Consider the following 25,278-nt stretch of genomic DNA (forward strand, 5'->3'; position numbering starts at 1 on the left):
GTTCTGGAACACGCTACCACCGCTGACGGCCGCCATTTCCTTGCGGCTGAGTTCGTGGGCGCGGGACAGGTCGTTGATCATCAGTGCGGACATGGTAAATCTCCTTGGGTTTGCTGCGGTTTGGAAGAGAGCACGTTTCGTTGCGCTCGCAGCTACAAATGCACGGGGCGTGCCAGCGTCGAATCATGCGCGCATGAGGAGCGCTTAACCTCATGAAAACAAAAGCGATTCCATCTGGTATCCGACGTTTCGCCGGGACCGCCGAGCACGATCGAAGCACGACGATGTCGGATTCTTCCAAACGATTTCCGTGGCGGCTGTCCTGTCTCGACCAACATGAAGCCAGGAGTTGCGCTCGCGATTCGCGTCGCGGGCATCCATGTGCGGCAGCGGGGTGGACGCGTCGGCGCGAAAAGGCCGCCCACGCGTGCGCGATCGTGCGCGGCGGCCGGCAGTTGAGCGACACGCGCTTGCCGCCGGCGAACGCCGATACGACGATGCGCCGACGGGCGGCCGCAAGCGGAATCGACGCCAGGATCGGAAATCATGTGTTTCGCATAACTGAATTCTCTGCGTATCAGCAGAGCGGGCGGACGCATCGGGAATATCGCGCCGATGGCCAACGGCGCATCGATGCGACGACGCAGTTCCTTGACTGGCACCGCGGTGTCATCAACCTCGACGAGGTGGAGCGAAACTGTGAGCAGGGAAGGGAAGCCGAAAGCGCGTCGGGATCAGCCCGGCCGCGGATGGGAGAGAGCGGCGCGGCTGACGGGTCGTCAGCCAATCTGCCTGTTCATGCCGGCTGCGTTTTTATCATGCAGGGAAGCCCGCCAACGGACACGGCTGGCGGGCTTTTGAACGCCGCGAGGACGACCCCGCGGCGGACTGGAGCGCTTCGGTGCGACGCTATCGGATACGGCAGCCACTGCGAGGAAGGCTGGCGAAACTTACAGGCCCATCTTCGCGACCACCAGACCGCCAAGGTTGTTGATCGAGTTGGTCACGCTGGTGAGATCCAGGTGGGTCGATGCATCGACCTGGGTCACCGGGGCCGTGATGGTATTGGGGCTGGCGAACGAGAATCCGCTGCCCGTGGCGATGTTGTTGATTCCGAGGTTCTGGAACACGCTACCACCGCTGACGGCCGCCATTTCCTTGCGGCTGAGTTCGTGGGCGCGGGACAGGTCGTTGATCATCAGTGCGGACATGGTAAATCTCCTTGGGTTTGCTGCGGTTTGGAAGAGAGCACGTTTGCGTTGCGCTCGCAGCTACAAACGCACAGAACGTACCAGCTCGACTCGTGCGTGCTTGATGAGTGCTCAACCTAATGAAAACAAAGGCAATTTAATCGGGATGACGACGTTTCGCCGGACCTGTCGAGCAGGACCGGGGAAAGGCGGTGTCGGGTTTGTCCAAACGATTTCCCGGGCAGCTGTTTCACTTCAGCCAACACGAAAGCGGTCTGACGGGCCAGCCCCGTTCGGGATCGTGATGCCTTCGGAGCGTGGAGGATTCGTCAGGTTTTTCGCATCGGAACTGTGACGCACCTACGTCAGGAGATCGTCGTCATGAGCGCGATTGAATACGATGTCATCGTTGTCGGGAGCGGCTTCGGCGGAGCGGTGGCGGCCTGCCGCCTTGCGGAGGCGGGATGGAGGGTGCTGGTGCTGGAGCGTGGTCGCCGCTGGACCCCGAAGACGTATCCGCGCGACGAGACCGACCCGTGGCTTTGGGACCAGCAGAACCCGCAACGATTCCATGGCTGGGCCGACCTGCGGGTTTTTTCCCGCATGTCGGTGGTGGCTGCCGCGGGCGTGGGCGGCGGGTCGCTGATCTACGCCAACGTCTCGGTCGAGGCCAAGCCCGACGCCTTCGATCGGGGCTGGCCGCCCGAGATCACGTACGAGGCGCTCAAGCCATACTACCAGCGCGTGGGCTGGATGCTGTCGGTCCAGGAGGTGCCCGACAACCAGATCAGCGAGCGCACCCGCTTGTTGCGCGACGCTGCCGACGCCTGCGGCTGGGGCGATCGGTATCGCAAGTTGCCGCTCGCCGTGTCGTTCTCGCCGACCTACGATCCGTCCTTGCCCGGCGCGCGCGACGACCGGCATTCTGTCAGGCACGTCAACGTGCATGGAGTATCGCAAGGCACGTGCGTGCATTGCGGCAATTGCGACATCGGATGCCAGGTGTCGGCCAAGAACACGCTCGACCTCAACTATCTGGCCGTGGCCGAGCGCCATGGCGCAAAAATCCTTCCGCTGCACGTCGTGCAAAAGCTCGAGCCGCTCGGCGCGGGATGGCGCGTGCATTTCGACGTCATCGATCCCGCCGCCGGTAGTGTCATGCCCGGAACGGCCACGGCGGCCAGGGTGATCGTCAGCGCCGGATCGATCGGCAGTACCGAGTTGCTGCTCCGCTGTCGCGACGAACATCGCACGCTGCCGAATCTATCGCCGAGGCTCGGCTGGGGCTGGGCCTTCAACGGCGACTTCGTCACGCCGGCCTTCTACAGTCACCGGAAGATCTCTCCGTCGCACGGCGTCACCATCTCCGCTGCGATCGACCTTCTCGACGGGGCTGACGACAATGGTCAGCCTCTGTTCGTGGAGGACGGCGGCGTGCCCAATCTTGCGCATGATTTCGTGCGCCGCCACCTGCAGCGCTCGCACGGTGGGGTGATGCACGCGTTCTGGCGCGCCTTCGCGCGCCATTTCGATTGCGATGACCCGGTCGAGAACATGATGCCCTGGTTCGGCCAGGCGATCGATCCGGGGGACGGGCACATGCGTCTCGGCCGCCGCTGGTTTGCGCCATGGCATCGCATATTGCGGCTCGACTGGTCGTACGCGCGATCCCTGGCTGTCGTCGATGCGATGGTCGATGCGCACCGCCGCCTGTCGATTGCCACGGGCGGCGAACCCTTCGTCCCGCCGACATGGAGCGACTTCCACCGGCTGATCACCCCGCATCCGCTCGGTGGTTGCAACATGGGACTCACGCGCGAGGGTGGCGTCGTGAACGCGGACGGAAAGGTATTCGGTTACGACGGGCTCTACGTGATGGACGGTGCGACGATCCCGCGTGCGCTCGGGCTGAATCCGTCGCGCACGATCGCCGCGCTGGCCGAGCGCAATGTCGCCGTGCTGCTCGGCCGGCGTTCAGGGTAGGTGTTCCGGATCGGCGACGGTTGACAGGCAAGGGGAATGGCGCCGCGGCTACCTCTTGTCTCGTGGTTCCGTTTGTGTGCGACGAAACCGGGACCTCGAGCAACCCGCAGCTCCCATCTTCCTGTCGTCGTTGAAGATGACCCTGTTCCATCGTCAAGCGCGCGACTGATACGCCTGGCTCGCAAGCCAGCGTTGCCGGTTACCGCCGAACGGCGACTCGCTTACAGGGATTGCTCACTATTTTTCAGAAGATATTCCCGGCATATCATGCCTATGCGGTGAATATGCCGCTGCCTGATCGAGAGCCATGAGCAGAAACAGCCACTGTTGTATCTAACATTCAAGCCGGGGGACCCAATCATGCCTACGCCTGCAGAGCAACAAATTAAAGCGCAAATCGATTTGCTCTTGGACTTAAAACTGGTTGGCATGGACCCTGTCGAAAAGTCGAATTTGGAAAGCAGTATCGAGCAAATCCAAAAGCAATATGAGTTGGCAGTGGAAAAGGGAAAAACCTCCGCTCGCTACAAAGACCTCAGCGACTCCATCGCAAAGAACCTCCCGGCTCTCGTGAATGGCATTTACGCAGCCGACAAGGCGTTCAAGAAGGGCGACTATATCTCGGCCTCCGCGTCGATGATGAGCATCTGCGCGAGCGTACTCCCGATTTTGACCGCAGCGACGGCAACGAGCGGGCCCGTCGGTGTATTGATCGGCGCACTGCTCTCGGTTGTGGCGCAGATTCTCAGTTTTTTCGCGCCGCAGCAGCCCTCGCTTGAAAGCAAGATCCAGAAGATGCTGGATCAGCTCAAGACCGACGAGGAGATCGAGTCGATCAAGGGTTTCGGTCACAGTATCAGCAGCTACACATCGTCGTTGCGTTCGAAATGCGAGGGTGAGAAGAAGTGGATGGCGGCAGTCGCGCTCCCCGGTACGGTTTCCCTGGCAAATGATTCAGAAAATGTCGTCGGAATCGGTACGAACTTCAGCACGACCGTCGAAGTCGGTCAGTGGCTCACGTTCAATTCCGAGGCGCCGACAAAGCCCTACCAGATCGAGAAGATCGACAGCGATACGAGTTTGACGCTGGCAACGAAATATGCCGAAAAGTCGCTGTCGGGCGGCACATGCGAGTACCGGCGTCGGAAGATCGCGAAAAGAAGCATCGACGAAATTCTGGGCATGCCCCTCACGAACGAGACCGAAGCCGACGCTTTCTTGACGGAGTTGATCGCACTCGGTTGGGGACTGGGGAGGGATCAGGCGAAACTCGACGTCCCGGTTTTCTTGAACTGGAAAGTGGCGGCATATCTCCAGAAGCCGTCGAATCAGAGCAAGGACGGATGGCCTGAAGTCCTCGGCGTGTGGTGCCAGACTTATATCGAATTGCTGACAGCAAACACGATGCTCAATTGCATGATCAGTCGAGAAAAACTGGAGGCGGTGTTGGCCGCTACTCGAAAGGAGAACAAGACAAGCCCTCTTTCCGATGAGGTCCGAAGTCGGTGCCATGAAGCCGTGCTTTATCTTGCGGCACTCGTGAAAGTACTTCCCGCTTCGTGGGAAGCGGATAAAAAGGAAATGATCGAGATCGTGACAGCCGTGCGGCCTGTTGCGCGTGAGCGTGGACTCTACCTGCGCGTCGGACGTCGCGGGACCGGTCTTGGACTGTATGTCGCCCGGGGTAATGGCAAAGCCGCCCCTCTCGCGTGGGGCTATAAGAGCAACACCGGTTGGTTTGGTAGCCTCTCCATCCACACCCCCAAGGCCCAGATTGACTCGTTCACCCCCCAATATGACCTTCTGGCGGCAGAGAAAGGACCGTCCCGTGTTTCACACTTTCTTCTCGATTCCGTTAGTGGCGAGCTGTTCGACACCGGCCCCGTGGTCGGCAACGATCTCCCGGATGTGCGTCACCCGGAGACGTACCTCGACGTCAGCGGACTTGCGTTCAACGATGGCACATTCGGTGTTGACGGCAGCACGCACCCCAAGACGCTCGTTTCGCTTGCGATCGAGAACAGGGACATGAACGATGCGCGCTATGTGAATTACTACACGATCGGAAAAGACGGGAAGAGCACCCGGGTGAACATCCAGCATGGTCTGGCCAACCTGGCGGAAATTCGCTCCGTGTATGTTCCCGCGAGTGCTTTATCGGATGACCCGGACGGCGATGCCCTGACCGGCGACAACCAGCCCAAACCAAACTCGGTGCTCACGTATGGCGGGATTCGCAACAGCAATCAGTTGTATGTGACGGAACAGACTGAGCTGTCCATCGTGGAAGGCCCAGAAGGCTGGACGAGCTACAACGCGATCGAGGTCGATGCGCACTATGTGTGGCTATTCGGAAAGGAGGGCATCGCGTGCGCGACGCATGCCTCGATGCGCAAATTCGGAAGAGGCAAGATCGCGCGTCCGTCGTGGATCTATCACGATTTCGACACGCAGTTCAATCGCCCCGAGGTCGCCAATTTATACCCGTGTGCGGACGGGACGCTGCTTGTGGCCATGCTGGGCGATATCTACACGGCCGACTACAGGATCGATCGCAAGGCGTCGCGGGTTGTCACCAGTTCGTGGGTGAAACGGGGCGGCGATGCAACCCAGGTCGTGAAGATGCCAATTCCTTGCTGGTCGATACTGGAGCAATTGAATGCGTGTTTGCTCGAAGAGTAGCCATCGCGGAATCCAGGGCTCGTTCGTCGCGCGATGACGAGCCCGAGTCAAGGCCGCCAACGGACACGCCCGCGGCCCCGCTCATGATCTTGCGCGCCTTTGGCGGGCGACCATCAACTGAAGCGAGAATGGGAATGGCTCTGCTGGCTCCGAGCCGCTCACGCAGGCATTTCGGGATTTACCGAACGATCGCATCCGACCAGGCGATTGCCCCCGTGGAGGGGGCCTTGATTTCCCTGCAATTTTCCGGGTCGGGGCACCTAAGCGTGGTGCGGATCTTCCTTGTGGCCCTATATAAATTGTCTTTGCAATCAAGCACCTGCTGACTACCCGTTTGAGGGGCTCACATTTGCGTGGGTGGCCGCCGTAGCGGCCCGATGCACACGTCAAAGCGCGTGATGAAAGGCTGATAGTGCAGTCAGGAATCGACCGATTAGGCTCGGCGACTCGCACTCGAGGCGGGCAGATCACACGCGAGACTTGGAAGGATTCGTCGCACGTACCTTGCCACCGGGAAATTGAACGTCCCGCGCAGATTGATGCCCTCCCAATAGGTCGGCGCGATTCGCCTTAACTGTTCAGATTCCAGTGGCTGGCCCGTCGCCGCGTCAACCATTTTATTGCGAGTGCCCTTCGTGCTGGAGAAGCGTGAGTGACGCATCTTCCGTTGGGTCCGCAAGTGATACTGGAGCTCCTCCTTCAGAACGCCGCGCGCGTGCACAAACAGGCTGCGATTGGCTAGGTCTACCCATCCGACGGCAACAGGTCGAGTGGACGCCTCAGATGAGCGAGGGTGGAACACGGCATTTTCTCTTCGTCGTCAATCATGCGGGCATCTTTGGCCGGGTTGCAGCTAGCCATCTCTTCACCCCTCATGTGCCAATTCATCTTGGTCGAGCGCCCTGGACGATCCCGTCTCTTACGAAGCTTGCGGGAATCCTTGGTTAAGATTAGATCCCGCACAAATCGAAATCCAGCCGATTGTGTGCCGGAGCCGCGGGGCAGTATCACTCACGGCGGCCCTAAGCCGACCGGCAGCCGCAACTCCAGCGTCGTCCCGCCCGCCGAGCCGTCGATTACCAGCACCGCGCCGATGCTCTGCGCGCGCTGGCGCATGTTGTCCAATCCGTGGCCACGGTGTTCGCCCTTGAACCCCCCACCGTTGTCCCTCACACGGATGAACACCGAGCGCCCGCTGGCATCGAGTCCTGTCTGCACGCTGATCACGCTGGCGTGCGCATGCTTGAGGATATTGGTGAACGCCTCCTGAAGAATGCGCAGCAGATGCAGCAGGTTGCGCGGCGTGAGACACGCGAGCCGTGGTACCTCGGCCACCTGCCAGTCGAGCCCGATGCCTAGCTTGCGCAGCCGCGGGTCGACACGGTAGCGGAAGTTGCCCAGCACGGGCAGCAGGTCGTTGTCGCTGGGCTCGAGCGAATCGATGGTCAGCCGCAGGTCGTCCAGGCAGTCGCGCAGCGCAGCCGTCATCTCGTCGCCCGAGAGCGCACCGCGCTCGGCCAGATCCAGCATGGAGATCAGGTGCGCGCCGATGCCGTCGTGCATGTCGCTCGTGATGCGGCTGCGTTCCTCGGCGATCGCTTGCTCCCGCTCGAGACGCTGCAGGCGCTGGAAGTTCTGCTGCATTTCGACCCGCTTCTGCTCGACGCGCTGCTCGAGCTGCGCATTAAGCTGTTCCGATTCATTCAGCGATCTCGCGAAGCGGCTGACGAGCATCCAGCCGATCAACACGAACAGCGGGACGAAGGAGTAGGGCAGCAGCAGCTCGGACAGATCGTAGGGCCCGAGTCCGCCGTAGTGCAACAGGAACCAGATGGTGCGCCCCGATGATGCCAGCAGCAGGGCCGTGCTTTCCGCCGTGCGTGTGCGCCAGGCGATCCAGGCGAACACCGCGACATAGCCCATGAAGACAGGGGCCGTCAGCCATTTGGGGCTCATCGGCAACGACGCGATGCCGGCCACATTCATGGCGTTGACCACGAGCTGTATCGGCACCAAAGACCACAGCGCGGCCTCCAGGCGCGGCAGGCGCCGGCTGCCGTAGCGCAGTGCGAAGACGAAGGTCGACACGTTGACCAACTGCGCCGCCAGACTGCGTACGCAGTCCCAGATGGCAGGTTCCAGGGGCGGCGAGTCGAATAGCAGGTCGAACAGCATCAGCGCGAACGAGGTCGTCGCCAAGCCGAAATAGCCGAAGGTGGCCTCGTCCGGACGCCGCTGCCACAGCACCAGTATGAACACGCCGAGCGTCAGGGTCGCGCCGAACAGTATGCGGGGCCCGGTGAAAGCGATGAAAAGCTTACGCTCGTAAGCGGCGCGCAACGTCGCCGCTTCGCCGACCAGCGGGGCGACCACTCCAGCTCGTCCTGCGATGCGCACACGCAGATAAAGCGTGTTTTCTCCTTGGCGCAATTGAGTCGCCGGCAAATCATGAAACCGCGGTCCGGCATGTGCGTTCACATCGAGCGGTGACGGCGGATGGCCGACTAGCACCCCGTTGACGATCACCTCGTCGGCGGCGCCGAGGCGCGGCAGATACAAGGCCTGCGCTTTGGCCGGCAGCGCGTCGAGCCGCCAGCGCATGCGATACCAACCCACGCCCTGGAAGCCCGGCTTCGATTTCCACCAGAGGTCGGGCAGCGCGACGACCCGCCACGGCGCCGCATCCGGCGGCGGCTGGGCGCTCTCGCTCGACACGAACTCGGCGGTCTCGAATTGGATGGCGGGCTGGCTTGCTCCGACGGGCGACACCAGCACGAGCAGCGCGAGCCACAGCGACGCGTTAAAGCAACCCCATCTTGCCGGCTTCATATACCGCCACTCCGCGCGAATGTACCACGAGCTTCTGGTAGATCTTTTTCACGTGCGTGGTGATGGTGTGCTGCGACACGCCCAGCAGTTTGGCGATCTCGCCGAAGCTGAATCCCTTGGCGATCAGCGACAGCACCTCGGATTCGCGCGGCGACAAACCCGCGTCTTCGGCCGGCATCGCGGGCTGCGTCGCGAGCGCAGGCGTCCCCGCCGGCGCGCCCTTGAAGCGCTTGAGCAATTGCCGCGCGATCACGGGGCTGATCGGCGAGCCCCCGTCGACCAACTGCTTGATCAGCCCGACGAATTCCTCGGGCAGGCTGTCCTTGATGATGTAGCCGGTGGCGCCGGCCTCGATGCTCTGCAGGACATGCTGCTCATCGCCGAACACGGTGATGACCATGATGTCGGTGGCCGGGTGCAGGCGCGCTGTCTCACGGATCAACTCGATGCCGCTGCCGTCAGGCAAGCCAAGGTCGGTGACGAGGACGTCGGGCGCACGCTCGCGCACGACCTGCAGCGCCGCGGCCAGACTGCCCACTGCGGCGAACAGTTCAAGTGCCGGATCGGCCGCAATGATGCGGCAGAAGCGGTTGAGGAACTGGGTGTCGTCCTCGACCACCATCACCGTCGTCATGGCACGTCCCTCCTGGCCAGCGCCGGCGCCGGCACATACCAGATCATCACGCAACGGTGAAGCGCTGGCAATGCCTGCCAGCGGTCCAAGGTCGTTCACTGCGGATTTCCTCTCGCAGGGCGTGGCGGCACGCGTCGCCTGTAAATATTAGGCGCGCGCAGCTTGAGCCGCATCGCGCGTTCGCGTTTTTACTCCGCCTCGCCTTTCGCCAGGCATCCCCTGTTCGGGTGATGCCGCGGCTCGATTGCGCGATATGAGCGTGAGGTCAGGCAGCCTAGCCTTGCAGCAAGGCATCACGAACCGAAGTTCGTCATGCCCCCGCCACGGTCGACACTGCGAATGCGATCGCGTCTGTCGAGCCCGGGCGGCCCCAAGTTCTTACTTTCCCAGGAGAGCACCATGAAGATCACCTCTCTGCTCATTGGCGTAACCTGCTTCGCGATCAACCTGCTGGTCGGCAGCACCATGGCGCAGGCCGCCGAGCTCAAGGTGCTCAGCGCTCAGGCCATGCGCTCGGTGCTCGCAGAGCTTGCGCCTCCGTTCGAACGCAGCTCCGGTCACAAGCTCAAATTCGAGTTCGACTCGCTCGGCGTGACGAGACGGCGCATCGACTTGGGCGAGAGCTTCGACGTGGCCATTCTCACCCCGTCACATATCGATGAGCTCATGCAGCAGGGCAAGGTCGCGGCGGGCACGCGCTGCGACCTTGCGCGCTCGTTCATAGGCGTGGTCGTGCGCGCAGGGGGGCCGAGGCCGGATATTGCGACGGTCGAGGCCTTCAGGCAAACCATGCTCGATGCGAAATCGATCAGCTACTCCGATGAAGGGGCGACAGCCCTATATCTGAGCGGCATGTTCGAGCGGCTGGGCATCGCGGAAGCGATGAAGGGCAAGACCAAGCTAGCGAGGGGCGGCACCGCTGTGCAGTTGGTGGCGGCTGGCACGAGCGAGCTCGGCATTACAGTGATCAACGCAATCCCGCTATCGCCTGGCGTCGACCTGCTGGGCTCGCTGCCGCCCGGACTGGAACACCATGTCGATTACGCTGCCGGCATGGCAGCCGCCTCGACGCAGCAGGAAGCCGCCAGGGCTTGGCTCGATTTCCTGAAGACGCCGGCTGCGGTGGCGGTGATCAAGGCGAAAGGCCTGCAGGCCGTCGCCCCGTGAATGATGCGAAGACCTGAGTTCCGAGGGCGCGGGGAAGCGAGCGGCGCACGCCGTCGCGGCCGATGCTGCCGCGCGGGCGAGGTTGCGCGGACGGTCGGGTATCGGCGCCGTCCACGCCGTATCGCAATGTCTTTTCATATGAGGTGCCACGATGAAGACTGTATACAAGGCGGCACTGGCCGCCATCTGCCTGCTGGGTGCGGTCGGGATTGCGCAGGCGGACAGACGGACCGACGAGTCACCGTCCACGAGCGCCGGGACGCCCTCCGACGCGGCGATCAGCGCCACCGCAGTGGGCGGCGTACCCAGTGCCGGGTCGCAGGCGGGCGGCCCCGCGGGGCTCACGCGCGCTCAGGTCAGGCAGGAACTGATCCGCGCGCAGAGGTCGGGCGAACTCGATCGGCTCAATCAGTTCTACGGCGGAGGGCAATAAGCGCCAGCGTGACTAACCAGCGCGGCCGTCCCGACCATCGGCGGCCGCGCGGTCGGCGGCCCGGCTGCGCGCGAGGACTCTGATGTGATGGACGACTCCCGCTAAGCGGCGAAGGATTTATGCCAAAGTGGAGAAGTCGTGACGTGCACGGCAAAGGAGCGTTCATGATGAACAGTGGTGGTCACAACGTGGCCGGACTGGCGACGTGCGACGAAGGTTTGATGCCGGACATGTCGCTCACCCGGAGATGGAGCGTCGCGACTGCGTACACATACACGCTCGGCCGCTTCGATTCGGGACGATGCCGCTACTGGCCGACCTGGCGGCAGCTCGGCGTGATCGGCATGTACGCGCTGTCGTCGCGCACCGACATGTATGGAGAGGGCATCTGGCAGAACGCCCGCCACCTCGATGGCACCGGGCTGCCGGGCGCGCAGATTTCGAATTTCTCGGCTGCGTCCGGCCCGAACCAGCTCGTTCTCGCGGTTGGAATGCGCCACACGTTTTGAGGGCGCCACCGTCATCATGGCATTGCATGCGCTTAAGCCTAACAATCGGAGTGGGCCGGTCCGGTCACCTATCGAGGTGAAAAGGAATGAGCAATACGTATGGCGCCATCCAATGTTCGAAAATCCGCTTTGTGGAAAGTGGATAAGTTATCCGAAAGATGTTGAATGACACTGCACGGACTGGCTTCCGGTCTCATGCCGCGTGAGATCGAATTTCGATCGCAGTGCATTCCATGGCGGGTTCTTGAACGACTGAAAGCTTGATGATGACGCTGAATCCGACCGTGGCCCATGTGCTCAAACGCCTGTATTACCCGATTGATGTGATCCTGACTTGCGTTCGCTGGTATGTGGCCTATCCGCTCACCGAGGCCATTCCCCAAGATTGAAATGGCCCGAAGGAATCAGGCAGGTCAGGTCGACATCCGCACGTGTTGAGATTAGTCCGATTATTGATCGGAAATCAAAAATGATTCGTTCCGACTTATGGTTATCAACGGAACGAAGTCACACTATCGTAGCGGCTTACGATTGGTGCTCGACTCTCTTCCCATGAAGACCACACTAGACGAAATGCTCGCGTTCGTAACGATCGCAGACACGGGTTCGCTGACGGGTGCGGCGGACCGGTTGCATCAGCCGACCTCCGTGATGAGCCGAATCCTGCGGCGCGTGGAAGATAAACTCGACACAACGCTGATCAGGCGCACGACACGCCGGCTAGAACTCACGGAAGAGGGCAACGTCTTCCTCGACCACGCGCGAGACATTATTGCGTCGGTCGAGTTTGCCGAAGACCAGATCGCGCGGCAGCGCGAAGCACCGGCGGGCCGTCTGCGGATCAATGCCGCGATGCCATTCATGCAGCACGTGATCGCGCCGATGATGCCGGGGTTTCGCGAAGCGTATCCGGCGATCGAGGTTGAACTTCATACGAGCGACGAGATTATCGACCTACTCGAACAGCGCACTGATGTCGCGATTCGGATCGGCGAATTGCGCGACTCGACACTGCACGCGCGCAAGCTCGGCAGCAGCAGGCTACGTATTCTTGCCAGCCCGGCCTATCTGGAGAGGGCAAGGACACCCGAGAGCGTGGACGATCTTGCGACCCATACGCTGCTTGGCTTCGTCCAGCCGGAGACGCTGAACCACTGGCCGTTGCGTACTGCGGCCGGCGATGGGTACCGGGGACAGCCTGCGCTGCAGGCATCGAGCGGCGAGACGCTGCTGACGCTCGCGCTCAATGGCGCCGGCATCGTGTGCCTGGCGGATTTCATGACGGGTACGCATCGCCGCGACGGCAGTCTGGTCGAACTGCTCGTTGACGATACCACCGAATTTCGCCAGCCGATTCATGCGGTCTACTATCGCAACGCGACGCTGTCGTCACGCATCGTCAGCTTTCTTGACTACGTCGGTGCACAGTTGAAGGAAAGCGGCGACATCGACTGAGCGAAGTCGGTGAACGGCGGGTCATGCCGCAGCGTAAGGGCGGCCTGTTCGATCGGTATCGGACAGGCCGCCCTTTTTTCCATCGACCGATCCGCCGCCTCGATCGAATTCTGGGAGCGGCAGTCTACTGTCCCAGCGCACTCATCAGCCTGACGTGGCTGAGCACTTCGTCGGTCCGTGCCTGCGCGAGTGAGTCTTCGGCCGCGAGCAGCGAACGCTGCACTTCCAGCGTATCGATGAACGCCGATTCGCCGCTGTGCCACGACTGGTTGATCTGCGTATAGGCGCCGCGCGCATTCGCCACCGCGCGTTCGAGGCGCTCGGTGCGACTGCGATCGCGGGCAGTCGCCGCTACCGACGTCTCGACATCGCTGACCGCCGTCAGCACTGTCGCGCGATATGCGGCGAGCGCCTGATCCGCCTGCGCACGGCGTAACGCGACGACGCTGCGCCGCCGCCCGCCGTCGAACAGCGGTGCGCTCGCGCCGGCGCCTGCCATCCACGCCAGCGACCGCGCGAGTGTGGCACCGGAGAAGCCGTCGATCGCCGCGCCGATCACGCCGATCAGTTGCAGGTGCGGCTTCAGGTCGGCCTCGGCCACGCCGATTCGCGCATAGGCCGCGACGACGCGTGCCTCGGCGGCGCGGACGTCCGGCCGTCGGCGCAGCAGGTCGGCCGGCGTGCCGATGCCCGGCGTGGAGGCCGTCCACACCGGCCCTGGCGCGGGCGGGTCGAGTTGCGCGTAGATGTCCTGCGGCGTCGACGCAGCGATGATCGACAGCCGATGAATCGCGGTCTGCCGCTGCAGTTGCAGCGCGGGTAGTTCGGCCAGCGTCGTCTCCGTCTGCGCGGCGGCGCGGTCGACGTCGGCGACCGGCACGACACCCGCATCGAACAGACGCCGCGTCGATTCCTCGGTACCGCGCTGGCTCAAAGCGTTGGCCTCGACCAGTGCGAGCCGCTGTTCGAGTCCGCGTACCGTCACATAGGTGCGCACGGTTTCGTCGATCGTTGCGATCCGCACGGCCACCGCATCGTTTTGCGCGGACGCAATGTCCGCGTCGGCGGCCGAGACGCCCTGGCGGATGCGGCCGAAGATGTCGATTTCCCATGCGAGGCTCGCGTTCAGGTCGAACGCGTTGCCCGTCGTCGGCGTATCGGTCGGGAACGCCTGCGACGCGGACAGCCGCTGGCGGCCGGCGCTCGCATTCAGGTCGAGCGACGGGAACCACTGCGACGCCGCGCCGATCCGCACCGCGCGTGCCGCGTCGATGCGCGCGACTGCGGCCTTCAGGTCAAGGTTGTTCGCGAGTGCCGTGTCGACCAGCCGGTCGAGAATCGGATCGTGAAAGCCGTGCCACCACGCACCGGTGTCGGCGGCCGGGCCGCTGGCCGCGAGGTCGGCATTCGCATAGGTCGCGGCCAGCGGTGGCGGCGAAACGGTGGCGACCGGGGCGCTCGTGCACGCAGTCAGGACGGCCGCCGCGGACAGCGCGGCCACGAGTCGAACGAATTTCATTGCACCACCTCCGTCGCGACGGCCGCGACAGCGGTCTTGCGCATCGCGAGCCGGCGAACCATCACATAGAAGACGGGCGTAAACAGCAGCCCGAAGAACGTCACGCCGATCATCCCGAAGAACACGGCCGCACCGACCGCCTGGCGCATTTCCGCGCCGGCGCCCTCGGAAATCACGAGCGGCAGCACGCCGAGAATGAACGCAAGCGACGTCATCACGATCGGGCGCAGCCGCTGCACGCACGCTTCGACGACGGCCTCGACCAGATCGATGCCGTCGGCCTCCAACTGTCGCGCGACCTCGACGATCAGGATCGCGTTCTTCGCGGCGAGCCCGACCAGCACGATGAAGCCGATCTGCGTGAGGATGTTCACGTCCTGGCCGAGTGCGCGCACGCCGAGCGATGCGGCGAGCAGGCACATCGGCACGATCAGCAGGATCGAGACGGGCAGGCTCCAGCTGCCGTACTGCGCGGCGAGCACCAGATACACGAGCAGCACGCACAGCGGGAATACGAGCAGCCCCGTGTTGCCGGCGGTGGTCTGCTGGTACGAGAGATCGGTCCATTCGAACGAGATGCCGGGCGGCAGCACCTGCTTCGCGAGCGTTTCCATCGTCTTGATCGCGAAGCCGGAGCCCAGGCCCGGCGCGGTGTCGCCGTTGATTTCGGTGGCCGGATACAGGTTGTAGCGCGGTGCGCGATCGACGCCGAGCGTGTCGTCGATGCGCGTGACGCTGCCGATCGGCACCATTTCGCCGTCGCGGTTGCGTACCTTCAGCCGCGCGAGATCGGACGCTTCGACGCGGAACGGCAGGTCGGCCTGCGCGGTCACGCGGTAGGTGCGCCCGACGATGTTGAAGTCGTTGATGTAGGTCGAGCCGAAGTACGTTTCGACCGCATCGTTGATTTCCTGGCTGGGCACGCCGAGCATCTCGGCCTTCTCGCGGTCGAGTTCGACATGCACCTGCGGGCTCGTCGCGGAGTAGGGCGTATAGACGCCGACCATGCCGGGCGTGCGGTTTGCGGCGGCCACCAGATCCCGCGTCGCCTTCGCGAGCGCGGCGGTGCCGAGGCCGTTGCGGTCTTCCAGCCGCATCGCGAAGCCGCCCGTGCTGCCGAGACCCTGCACCGGCGGCGGCATCGCGACGACGATCGACGCTTCCGTGATGCTCGCCAGCCGTTGACGCATCTCGGCTGCAATCTTCTCGATCGTCAGGCCCTGCTTCTTGCGCTCCGGCCACGGCTTGAACACCGGGAACAGGCCGGCGCTGTTCGCCGAATTCGTACCGGTCGCCGCATTGACGCCGGAAAACACCGGCACGCGGGCGACACCGGGCACCGACAGCGCGATGTCCTCGATCTTGCGCGCGACCGCGCTCGTGCGTTCGAGCGTCGCGCCGTCAGGCATCCGCACGAGTACAACGAGGTAGCCGCGATCCTGCGCCGGAATGAAGCCCTTTGGGCTCGATACGAGCAGATAGCCGGTCGCGGCGATCAGCACGACGTACATTGCGGCCATCGCGGGGATAATCCGCACAACTTTCCGGACCAGCCTGCCATACGCGTCGGACAGGCGCTGGAACACGCGGTTGAATGCGTTCGCGAAGCGCTGCACGACACGCATCGCAGGCGCGAACAACGCGGCAACCCGCGACACGGGCGCGGCGGCATCGGGTTCGTCGGCATGCGCTTTCAGGATCATCGCCGACAGCGCGGGCGCGAGCGTCACCGACGTGAAGAACGAAATCGCGGTCGACACGGCGATCGTCACGCCGAACTGGCGGAAGAACTGGCCCGAGATGCCGGGAATGAACGAAGTCGGCACGAACACCGCGCAGAGCACGAGCGTAATCGCGAACAGCGCGCCGCCGACTTCCTTCATCGTCAACAATGTCGCGTCGCGCGGCCCTGCACCGGTCGACAAGTGCCGCTCGACGTTCTCGACCACGACGATCGCATTGTCGACGACGATCCCCACCGCGAGCACGAGGCCGAACAGCGTCAGGTTGTTGATCGAGTATCCGAGCACGGCCATCGCCGCGAACGTGCCGACGAGCGACACCGGAATCGACAGGATCGGGATGATCGACGGCCGCCAGCCCTGCAGGAACAGCAGCACGACGAACACGACGAGCACGACCGCCTCGTAGATGGTCTTGACGAGTTCGTGGATGCTGTCGCCGATGAACGCGGTCGGGTTGTAGCCGATGTTGTAGACGATGCCTTTCGGGAAATCCTGGCTCAGCTCGGCCATCTTCTTCTCGACCGCAGCCATCGTCGCGACCGCATTGGCGCCGGGCTGCTGCAGCACCTGCAGCGCGATCGTCGGGTGGCGCAGCATGTAGCTGTCGGTCGCATAGGCGAGTGCGCCCACTTCGATGCGCGCGACGTCCTTCAGCCGCACGAGCCGCCCGTCCTTGCCCTGCTTCACGACGATGTCGCTGAAATCCTCAGGGCGCTTGAGCCGCCCTTCGAAGATCAGGTTCGGCTGGAAGGCCTGGTTCGTGATAGGCGCCTGCGCGACCACGCCGCCCGCGAGCTGCGTGTTTTGCGCGCGCACCGCGGCGATCAGGTCGCTCGGGCTCAGGCCGAACGACGCGACGCGCTCGGGATCGAGCCAGATGCGCATCGAGTATTCGCGCGCGCCGAGCGGGTTGATGTCGCCGACGCCTTCGATCCGCTTGAGCACGTCCGCGACGTTGCGGATCGCGTAGTTCGATACGTACAGTGGGTCGTAACGCTGGTCGGGCGAGTACAGGAAGATCGTGCCGAGCTGCGTCGGCGACGATTTGCGCACGGACACGCCGCTGCGCTGCACGGGCTCGGGCAGGCGCGGCGTCGCGAGCGCGACGCGGTTCTGCACCAGCACCTGGGCTTTGTCGACATCGGTGCCCGGCTTGAACGTCACGGTGATGTTCAGGCTGCCGTCCGACGTCGCCTGGCTGTACATGTACAGCATGTCTTCCACGCCGTTGACTTCCAGTTCGATCGGCGTCGACACCGTCTGGGATACCGTTTCCGCGGAGGCGCCCGGATAGGTCGCCTGAATCACGACAGTGGGCGGCGCGATGTCCGGATACTCGGACACCGCGAGCGAGAAATAGGCCAACGCGCCGGCGATCGTCAGCACGATCGACAGGACGATCGCGAGCACCGGCTGCTGCACGGACAAGCGGCCGAGGTTCATTGCGCGCTCCCTGTCGTAACGGTTGCAGGGCCGGCGGCATCTGCCGTCGCGATCGCGCGCGGAACGACCTTGACCTTGTCGCCGGCCTGCACGCGCTGGAAGCCGTCGACGATCACGCGGTCGCCCGCATTCAGCCCCGCGTCGATCTCGCGCAGGTTGCCGTACAGGCGGCCGGGCGTCACCGGGCGGATCGCGACGACGCCGTTCGCGTCGACGAAATACAGCACTCGGCGTGTCGCGTCGGTTGCGACGGCCGAATCGGGAACGAGCAGCGCGTGATGCGCGACGCGGCTCGACAGAGACACGCGGCCGAACTGACCGGGGCTCAGGCGCCGGTCAGGATTCGCGACGCGCGCGCGCTGCCGCAACGTGCCTGTCGAGTTGTCGAGGCGGTTGTCGACGAAATCCATCGTGCCCGTCAGCGATGGCTGCGCATCGCCCGGCAGCGCGATCGCAACCTGCCGCGACGACGCGTTGCCGCCGCTTTTCTGCGCTTCGCGCGTATAGCGCAGGTAGCTTTCCTCGTCGACGTCGAAGTAGATGTCGATCGGATCCTGCGACACGATCGTCGTCAGCACGGTCGCATCGCTGTCGCCGCCTTTCACGAGATTGCCCTCGCTCACGAGCTTGCGGCTGATGCGGCCGGACATCGGTGCGACGATGCGCGTGAACGACAGGTCGAGCCGCGCGCGTTCGAGCGCGCCTTGCGCGCTCGTCACCTCGGCCTGTGCGCTTTGCACGGCCTGTCTGCGCTGGTCGTAGAGGCTCTGCGCGATGGTGTCGGTCTTGATCAGGATGCTCGCGCGCTCGAAATCCTGTCGGCTCAGCTTCAGTTGCGACTGCGCGCGTTCGAGCGTGCCCTGTGCAGCGGTGACGGCCGCCTGGTACGGGCGCGGATCGATGACGAACAGCAAGTCGCCTTTGCGGACGGTCGCGCCGTCCTGGAATGCGACCTTGTCGAGATAGCCGCTCACGCGCGGGCGCACGTCGACCGTGTCGACGGCTTCGAAGCGGCCCGTATAGACGTCGACATCGTTGACGTCGCGGGCGACGGGCGGGCTGACGATCACGCTCGGCGTCGCGGCCGGTGCGGTGTCGTCCGACTTGCAGCCGGACAACGCGAGCAGCGCGGCCAGCGGAACGGCGGCCAGCACGGCCGGTAGCGCGATGCGCTTCAATCCTGGATAGCGGTTCATGTGCGTGCGAAGTATCGAGTGAGGCGCATCGCGCCGGATGGTGCGCAGTATCGTGCGCGGCGCACGGCGGATAAACAGATGAAGCGGCATAAGAACTTGTACTGCGCAGTCACGAATCGCCGCGCGGGGCGACGATGCGCGAGCCGGTTGTGCAGGATGGCGGGACAGGCGGGAAGTTCGGTGACGACGCGCGGCCCGAATGCCTGTTCAGGCGGTTCGGGCCGGCAATACGGAGGGACGGGGCAAGCGTATGCGCGTGTCGAGAGGCCGGCTCTCTAGCGCGTCGATGCGAATCAATGGCCGCGATAGATCGAGTCGCGGCCGTTGACCATCACCGCGCGGCCGGATTCGCTGGTGGAGCGGCCTTCGCTGCCGTAGCCGGTCGTCGCGGCGGCCGGTGTGGTGTGCGGCGCATCCTGCGCGACGGTGTTTTCGCGGACACGCTTTTCCGCAGCGAGGATCGCCGCCGGATACTGGTTGTGATCCATCGCCGGACGATAGCCGGCGGCGACGAGTTGCGCTAGTTCGGCCTTCACTTCCGCACGGGTTGGTTGACGGTCGGCCTGTTGCGCGAAAGCGAGGGCCGGGACGAAAAGAATCAGCGAGGCAATGGTACGAGAGCGGAACGATTTCATGACAGGAACCTGTATTGGTTGAGAGGGCCGCAGCGACCTTGGTGTCGCTGCGGTGATGCCAATATAGGACGGGTGCCGTCGATGAAAAACGGCAGATCGACAAATTGACTTTTGATCTTATGTCATGAGTCGGGCATCAGGTTTCACATGTGCCTCCCTGGATTTTTGGGCTGTGCCTTGTTTAATCGACTGGCCGTTTGGAACCGCATCCAGGCTCATTCAATATCGTCCAGCTTTACTCCGGTGTTGTTCTTCCATGTCAGCACGGCGCAACTCGCGACTACCGCCACCACGATGAGATAGACATTGAATAGCTGCCCCTTGTCGATGGAATACAGCCATGCATTCAGATATGAGGCGGTGCCGCCGAAGAATGCGACCGCCAGTGAAATGAAAAAGCCGAAGAGACGGGTGCGGTAGCGTGTCGGCACTTGTTCCGAAATGGCGGCAGGCTTGCTCCCGGTGATAAATGCAACGAGCACGAGCCCGACCGACTGCGTGACGAGCAACGTCCACGGCTCGCTGGAAATCAGGCTCCAGAGCGGAAAGATGGTGATCGAGATGCCGAGCAGCGAGATGAGCGTCGTAACCTTGCGTCCGGTGAAATCGGAAAGGCGACCAATGAGCGGAAGCGCGATCAGATAGATCACCTGGGCAATGCAACTCATTGTGAACGCGCGGTGCGCATCCATGTGCTTGACACTGATTGCGTAGATGGCTGCGGACGTTACCCACGTATAGTAGGTAAGCGTCGAACCGGCCTCGTACACGAACAGCTTCAAGCCTTCGCGCACGACCTTGGCCCGCGGCCACGGCTTGTGACGAGCCTGGGTCGAGGCGTCAACGATGACGCTTTCCACCATATTGCGGCGCAGCCATAGCGCGAATATCGCGAGAAACCCGCCCGACGCGAACGGCACCCGCCATCCCCAGTTCTGCATGGCGTCCGGTGAAAGGAACGCCGTGAGCGACGCAAGAAAAAAAGTGGCAATCAGCGAGCCGGCGCCGACCGACATGAACACGGCACTCGACCACAAACCACGCTGCTCGGGCGGAGCGATTTCGGCAACGTAGGCATAGGACGCCGTTGTTTCGCCGCCGTGCGCCGCACCCTGCACGAGGCGCGCCACCAGCAATGCGGCCGAGGCCCAGCTGCCGATTGCGTCATATGGCGGGATGATCGCGATCAGAAGGCTCGCAAACGCCATGAGGAGCATCGTACTCAGGAGTACCGAGCGGCGTCCGATGCGGTTGGCGATGGCGCCGAATACGATGCCACCCAACGGGCGGGCGAAGAAGCCTGCAGCGAATACGGCCAGCGTACCGAGCAGCGACGATGTCTTGTTCGAATTGTCGAACAGCGCGCCGGCAATATAGACCGATGCAACCGTATAGACCGTCCAGTCGAACCATTCGAGCAAATTGCCGAGACTGGACGCGATCAGGGATCGCCGATGAGATGAAGGTTGCGACGCGGCACGTCGCGACGACGAGGAAAGATGAGAAAGGTAAGTCATGAAGTCTCCGATTTATTGTCGCGGGACATGCTTTCGCGCCCGGTTCGCGCAACCTGAGGGCTCAGGCAATAGCGTGGTCGATGGCTTCCATCGCCGCGACGATGTCCTCGATGCCGAGCGTGCGCTCGAAATGTGCCGAATAGGGGGCTTGTAACGTGAAGCGGGCGACAGTCTCGTAGTGCTCCCGAGTGACGACGCCAGCGCCCAGGTCGCTCAAGCGGACCGGCAGGCCAATGCGCGCATAGAGGCCGATCATGTCGCGCATGAAATCGGGGGCTCGACGTTCGAGATGGAGTTGAACGAGCAGCGCGTACGCGACCTGCAAGCCGTGTGGTGCCCGCGCCGACGTTTCGAGCCGGGACAGGCCACGCGTCATCGAATGAGCGATTGAGAGCCCCGCGCTTTCGAAGCCCAGGCCGCTCATCAGAATGACGGCTTCGACGAGCCGGTCGAATGCCGGAGCAGTGCGGCCGTGTTGGAGCTCGGCCAGCGCCGTCTCCGCATGGGCCTGGATGATCGAAAAGCACTCGCGCGCGAGCACGTACGCCGAATAGGACGGCCTCGCGCCGAACATGTTTTTGCCGCCGCTTTGCAGGCACTGCTCTGCTTCGAAGTATTTGCTGATCGCGTCACCGATCCCGGCAAGCAGGAAATGCGTCGGCGCCTGGGCGATCAACGTGGTGTCGACCAGCACATACGTGGCGCTGCGCGGCAAGTGCCTGACCGCCGCGAGTTGATGATCGTCGTCGTACACCACATAGTTTTTTGACGTGGGGGAGTCGTTCGATGCAACGGTGGGCACGGTGATCAACGCGCAATGAGCAGCATCGACGAGCGCCTTGCCGGCGTCGAGCGTCTTGCCGCCGCCGATCGCAACAACGACGCCATAGTCGAACGATTGCGCGGCATGCTCGAGCTCGCGGACTTTGCGATCCGTGAGTTCACCGCTGAACGCCAGCCAGCGCACGTCGATTTCGTGCGCGGCGCACGAGGCCGCGATTCGCGAGCCGAACTGCTCTTTCACGAAGCTGTCGCAAAGGACAAGCGCGCGCTCCGAGCAGTCGCGAATGTATTGACCGATATCGCCAAGGAGTCCATCGCCCTGGATGTATCGGCCCGGAGAGCCAAAAATAAGTGCAGTCATGATTTCGAGTGACAGGTGGAGAACGTTCGGTACGGGGTCTTGAACAGATACATCACGTCCGATGCGTCAGTGATCGGGATGAAATACGCGCGCCCGCGTCACCGGTCGATCTGCTGGCACGGGCCGCGTGTTCGGGCAGCGAGCTCGCTGAGACGTTGGGTGACAAAGATGCCGGCCTCAGGCCTGCGGATTCACGTTGGGGAGCAGGAATTCGACAAAGTGATCGAGCTGCGACGTAACCATGTGTTCGCCACGGTGAGTGCGAGCGCCACGCGCTTCGGCTTCTGTCAGAAGCCGCGTGACCGCGGGCTGCATGACCACCTCGGCGACGACCATTGCAGGCGTCAGCTTCGACGTGTCGCACGGCAGCGCGTCGTCAGGTTTTAGCCCGAGCGACGTTGCGTTGATCACGATGTCGTGATTGCCCGGTTCGTCGCTGCCGGCTCTTACCTCACAGTTCGGCACCGCCTTTCCGACGAGTGCCGCCAGGTCGTGTGCTTTTTCCGGACTGCGGTTGGCGATCGTCAGCCGTGCAATGCCCGCGCGCGCCAGTGCCAACGCAAGGGCAGTCGCCGCTCCGCCGGCGCCTAGCAGAAGCACGTGCTTGCCCGCGAGCGCGATGCCCTCGCGCAGCATGCCGGCGACAAAACCGGAACCGTCATACATTCGCCCCGTATAACTGCCGCTCGCGTTGCGGCGGACCGCGTTCACGACGCCGAGCAACGATGCGTCGCCTTCGAGCTCGTCGCACAGTTCTGCCGCCGCCTGTTTGTGCGGAATGGTGAGCACGACACCGGCCAGATTGGCGATGTGCCGCAATCCGTCCCACGCCTGCGTCAGATGCTCGGGACGCACGGCCCACGGAACCATGATCGCGTTGATGTTCTTCCTGGCGCAAAGGGCATTGAACAGGGTGGGCGTCCGGACGTGAGCGGCCGGCCACGCCATCAAGACAATTACCTGTGTTTCGCCATTGACCGCGGGCGAGGAGGGTGGAGTGGTCAGCATGCGTGTCTCCGTGTTGTTTGAAAATATATGATGCATCATGTGATGGCGATACGGCAAGGTCAATTTGCGGACCGCGATTCATGATGGCCGAAATGCCACGCGTACACAGCGACAGCAGACGCAGTGGCGCGTCGATCATTGCGCCAATAAGATATATGATGCATCATGTGCGAAACGAAGGCGAGATGCCGGATCTTGCCGCGCTCGCCTCGTTCCTTTCAGGTTCCAACAGGAGACACTATGTCGACATCATTGCAGGAGAGCGATCAGGCGCTTTCCAGGGAGACTCTCGCGCAGTTGCGCGAGAAGGCGCAATTCGTCCGCCTCGAGACGATTCGTCTGATAGAAATCGCGAAGACGGGACACTACACGTCGGTGTTTTCCGCAGCCGAAATCTTTGCTGCGCTTTACTACGACGTCATGGCGCTTCGTGCCGGCAATCCGCAATGGAAGGATCGCGACCGGTTCACGATGGGCAAGGGGCACGCGGCCGTCGGACTTTTTCCCATTCTTGCGGACTACGGTTTCATCGACCGGGAGACGCTCGATGGCTACACCCGTCTCGGCAATCCGCTCGGCGATCATCCGGACATGACCAAGGTTCCGGGCATCGATTTCAGCTCGGGGTCGATCGGCCACGCGCTGTCGAACGGTGCCGGCATGGCCAAGGCGGCGCAGATGGCAGGCAGCCCCTTCAAGGTTTTCACGTTGCTGGGTGACGGCGAAATGCAGGAAGGGCAGGTATGGGAGGCCGCGCTGTTCGCCGCGCATCACCGCCTCTCGAACCTCATCGCGATTGTCGATCGCAACGGCTATCAACTCGACGGCAAGGTCGACGACGTCATCGGCATCGAATCGCTTGCGGAGAAGTGGCGCGCCTTCGGCTGGGAGACGCATGAAGTAGACGGCCACGATCTGACTGCCCTCGTGCCGCTGCTGCGTCGTGTGAAGGCCGACCCGGTGCGCAGCAAGCCGGTCTGCATCATCGCGAAGACGGTCAAGGGCAAGGGCGTGTCGTACATGGAAACCGAACCCGGCTGGCATCTCGGCTATCTGGCCCCCGACGACGCGCAACGGGCGATCGAAGAAATCAAGAGCAAGGTGATCTAAGCATGTCTACTCCGCAAAATCCCGATTCGTGGCAGTACCGCGCGCTCAACGCGCGCAATCCCGGCCTCGACTATCTGTCCGATGCGCTCATCGATCTCGCGCGCGAAGGTCATCCCGTCGTCGCCGGCTCCGCCGATCTCCAGTATTCGAACGGCTTGAACAAGTTCGCCGGCGAATTCCCGGAGCGCTACGTGCAATTCGGCATCTCGGAGCAGAACATGGTTTCCGCCGCCGCCGGCATGGCGACCACGGGCCTCATGCCGTTCGTCGCGACCTTCGCATCGTTTCTCGGCCTGCTGTGCTGTGAGCAGATCCGCATGGATGTCGCGTACTGCAAGCTGCCGGTGCGGCTCGTGGGTCACCATACCGGCATCTCGCTCGGCTTCTACGGTACCTCGCACCATGCAACGGAAGACATCTCGACGATGCGCGCGATTGCGAACCTGACCGTCATTTCGCCCGCCGACGGCGCGCAGCTCGCCGCCGCGATCCGCGCGTCGGCCACGTGGCCCGACCCGATCTACTTCCGCATCGGACGCGGGCGGGATCCGAAAGTCTACGAGGATGGTGTCGAGTTCACGATCGGCAAAGCCATCGTTCATTCGGTGGGACGCGATGTCACCATCATCGGCTGCGGATTGCCGGTCGCCGGTGCACTCGAAGCGGCTGACAATCTGAGGGCGGAAGGCATTTCGGCGGGCGTGATCGACATGCCGACCATCAAGCCGCTCGACCGCGACGCCATTATCGCGGCGGCGCGACAGTCGAAGGTGCTCGTCACGGTCGAGGAGCACAACGTGATCGGCGGGCTGGGCGCGGCGGTGGCCGAGGTCCTGGCCGACGAGGGGCTCGGCGTGCGACTCGTGCGGCACGGAATCTACGACGAGTACAGCCTGATCGCACCGCCGACGCATCTGTATGCGCACTACGAACTCGACGGCCCCGGGATCACCCGCGTTGCGCGAGCCGCGCTCGCGAAGGCGAGCTGACGTGCCAGCCGCCCGCGAAACAGCTCAGCGTCCCGCGGGCGGCACACGGTAATCGAGGTGTTTACGGTACGCGAAGGGTGGCAGCGACGC

18 protein-coding genes and 2 pseudogenes are annotated in these 25,278 nt (G+C 63.1%); 9 read left to right on the plus strand and 11 right to left on the minus strand.

Features of this window, described 5'->3' with window-relative positions; translation table 11 throughout:
• Positions 1 to 950 precede the first annotated feature (950 nt).
• Positions 951 to 1,211 (minus strand): hypothetical protein, encoded by a 261-nt coding sequence (locus DIE11_RS29140; protein WP_124617908.1) that lies wholly within the window; start codon positions 1,209 to 1,211, stop codon positions 951 to 953.
• A gap of 360 nt (positions 1,212 to 1,571) precedes the next feature.
• Between DIE11_RS29140 and DIE11_RS29145 the strand changes: the two genes are divergently transcribed.
• Positions 1,572 to 3,173 (plus strand): GMC oxidoreductase, encoded by a 1,602-nt coding sequence (locus DIE11_RS29145; RefSeq protein WP_124628780.1) that lies wholly within the window; start codon positions 1,572 to 1,574, stop codon positions 3,171 to 3,173.
• A gap of 360 nt (positions 3,174 to 3,533) precedes the next feature.
• A complete protein-coding gene (locus DIE11_RS29150) occupies positions 3,534 to 5,855 on the plus strand; it encodes a hypothetical protein (RefSeq protein ID WP_124628782.1) in 2,322 nt (773 codons plus the stop codon).
• A 433-nt stretch (positions 5,856 to 6,288) separates the two neighbouring features.
• Here DIE11_RS29150 and DIE11_RS37555 read toward each other — a convergent pair.
• From DIE11_RS37555 to DIE11_RS29165, 3 genes and pseudogenes are all read right to left on the minus strand, one after another.
• A pseudogene (locus DIE11_RS37555) lies at positions 6,289 to 6,468 on the minus strand (hypothetical protein); the annotation flags it as partial.
• A 398-nt stretch (positions 6,469 to 6,866) separates the two neighbouring features.
• Complete coding sequence (locus DIE11_RS29160) at positions 6,867 to 8,684, minus strand: ATP-binding protein (protein ID WP_124628784.1); 1,818 nt, start codon at positions 8,682 to 8,684, stop codon at positions 6,867 to 6,869.
• Positions 8,656 to 9,417 carry a response regulator transcription factor gene (locus DIE11_RS29165; RefSeq protein ID WP_260437193.1) on the minus strand — a complete coding sequence of 254 codons (762 nt, stop codon included), beginning with the start codon at positions 9,415 to 9,417 and terminating at the stop codon, positions 8,656 to 8,658. The genes DIE11_RS29160 and DIE11_RS29165 overlap by 29 nt, the downstream gene beginning before the upstream one ends.
• A gap of 300 nt (positions 9,418 to 9,717) precedes the next feature.
• Here DIE11_RS29165 and DIE11_RS29170 point away from each other — a divergent pair, with 300 nt between their 5' ends.
• The 5 genes and pseudogenes from DIE11_RS29170 to DIE11_RS29190 all read left to right on the plus strand — a co-directional run bounded on the left by DIE11_RS29170 (position 9,718) and on the right by DIE11_RS29190 (position 12,882).
• Positions 9,718 to 10,485 carry a substrate-binding domain-containing protein gene (locus tag DIE11_RS29170; protein WP_185633839.1) on the plus strand — a complete coding sequence of 256 codons (768 nt, stop codon included), beginning with the start codon at positions 9,718 to 9,720 and terminating at the stop codon, positions 10,483 to 10,485.
• A 151-nt stretch (positions 10,486 to 10,636) separates the two neighbouring features.
• Positions 10,637 to 10,918, plus strand: coding sequence for a DUF4148 domain-containing protein (locus DIE11_RS29175; RefSeq protein WP_124628788.1), 282 nt, complete (start codon positions 10,637 to 10,639; stop codon positions 10,916 to 10,918).
• 164 nt (positions 10,919 to 11,082) lie between these two features.
• Entirely contained in the window at positions 11,083 to 11,427 is a 345-nt protein-coding gene (locus DIE11_RS29180) for a hypothetical protein (protein ID WP_124628796.1), read from the plus strand.
• A gap of 263 nt (positions 11,428 to 11,690) precedes the next feature.
• Positions 11,691 to 11,795 (plus strand): annotated as a pseudogene (locus tag DIE11_RS29185) (IS6 family transposase); the annotation flags it as partial.
• Positions 11,796 to 11,979: 184 nt separating this feature from the next.
• On the plus strand, positions 11,980 to 12,882 hold the full coding sequence (locus DIE11_RS29190; protein ID WP_124628899.1) for a LysR substrate-binding domain-containing protein: 903 nt from the start codon (positions 11,980 to 11,982) through the stop codon (positions 12,880 to 12,882).
• A 124-nt stretch (positions 12,883 to 13,006) separates the two neighbouring features.
• On the opposite strand, the gene DIE11_RS29195 is transcribed toward DIE11_RS29190, so the two are convergent.
• From DIE11_RS29195 to DIE11_RS29225, 7 genes are all read right to left on the minus strand, one after another.
• Positions 13,007 to 14,401, minus strand: a complete 1,395-nt coding sequence (locus DIE11_RS29195; RefSeq protein WP_124628798.1) for an efflux transporter outer membrane subunit — start codon at positions 14,399 to 14,401, stop codon at positions 13,007 to 13,009.
• On the minus strand, positions 14,398 to 17,589 hold the full coding sequence (locus DIE11_RS29200; protein ID WP_124628800.1) for an efflux RND transporter permease subunit: 3,192 nt from the start codon (positions 17,587 to 17,589) through the stop codon (positions 14,398 to 14,400). Before DIE11_RS29200 ends, DIE11_RS29195 begins: the two co-directional genes overlap by 4 nt.
• Positions 17,586 to 18,785 carry an efflux RND transporter periplasmic adaptor subunit gene (locus DIE11_RS29205; protein WP_124628802.1) on the minus strand — a complete coding sequence of 400 codons (1,200 nt, stop codon included), beginning with the start codon at positions 18,783 to 18,785 and terminating at the stop codon, positions 17,586 to 17,588. Before DIE11_RS29205 ends, DIE11_RS29200 begins: the two co-directional genes overlap by 4 nt.
• A gap of 293 nt (positions 18,786 to 19,078) precedes the next feature.
• On the minus strand, positions 19,079 to 19,420 hold the full coding sequence (locus DIE11_RS29210; protein ID WP_124628803.1) for a DUF4148 domain-containing protein: 342 nt from the start codon (positions 19,418 to 19,420) through the stop codon (positions 19,079 to 19,081).
• Positions 19,421 to 19,635: 215 nt separating this feature from the next.
• Positions 19,636 to 20,937: an MFS transporter gene (locus tag DIE11_RS29215; RefSeq protein ID WP_124628805.1), complete on the minus strand. Its 1,302-nt coding sequence runs from the start codon at positions 20,935 to 20,937 to the stop codon at positions 19,636 to 19,638.
• 61 nt (positions 20,938 to 20,998) lie between these two features.
• On the minus strand, positions 20,999 to 22,081 hold the full coding sequence (locus DIE11_RS29220) for a glycerol dehydrogenase (protein ID WP_012366415.1): 1,083 nt from the start codon (positions 22,079 to 22,081) through the stop codon (positions 20,999 to 21,001).
• Between the two features lie 177 nt (positions 22,082 to 22,258).
• Positions 22,259 to 23,089: a shikimate dehydrogenase gene (locus DIE11_RS29225; protein WP_124628807.1), complete on the minus strand. Its 831-nt coding sequence runs from the start codon at positions 23,087 to 23,089 to the stop codon at positions 22,259 to 22,261.
• A gap of 240 nt (positions 23,090 to 23,329) precedes the next feature.
• On the opposite strand from DIE11_RS29225, the gene DIE11_RS29230 reads away from it, so the two are divergent.
• Together DIE11_RS29230 and DIE11_RS29235 are read left to right on the plus strand one after the other, a co-directional pair.
• Complete coding sequence (locus tag DIE11_RS29230) at positions 23,330 to 24,199, plus strand: transketolase (protein ID WP_124628901.1); 870 nt, start codon at positions 23,330 to 23,332, stop codon at positions 24,197 to 24,199.
• Positions 24,200 to 24,201: 2 nt separating this feature from the next.
• Entirely contained in the window at positions 24,202 to 25,188 is a 987-nt protein-coding gene (locus tag DIE11_RS29235) for a transketolase family protein (RefSeq protein ID WP_012366412.1), read from the plus strand.
• Positions 25,189 to 25,278: the final 90 nt, after the last annotated feature.

The sequence above is a fragment of the Burkholderia sp. Bp9012 genome (genome assembly GCF_003853825.1).
In the GTDB taxonomy this organism is placed as follows: domain Bacteria; phylum Pseudomonadota; class Gammaproteobacteria; order Burkholderiales; family Burkholderiaceae; genus Burkholderia; species Burkholderia diffusa.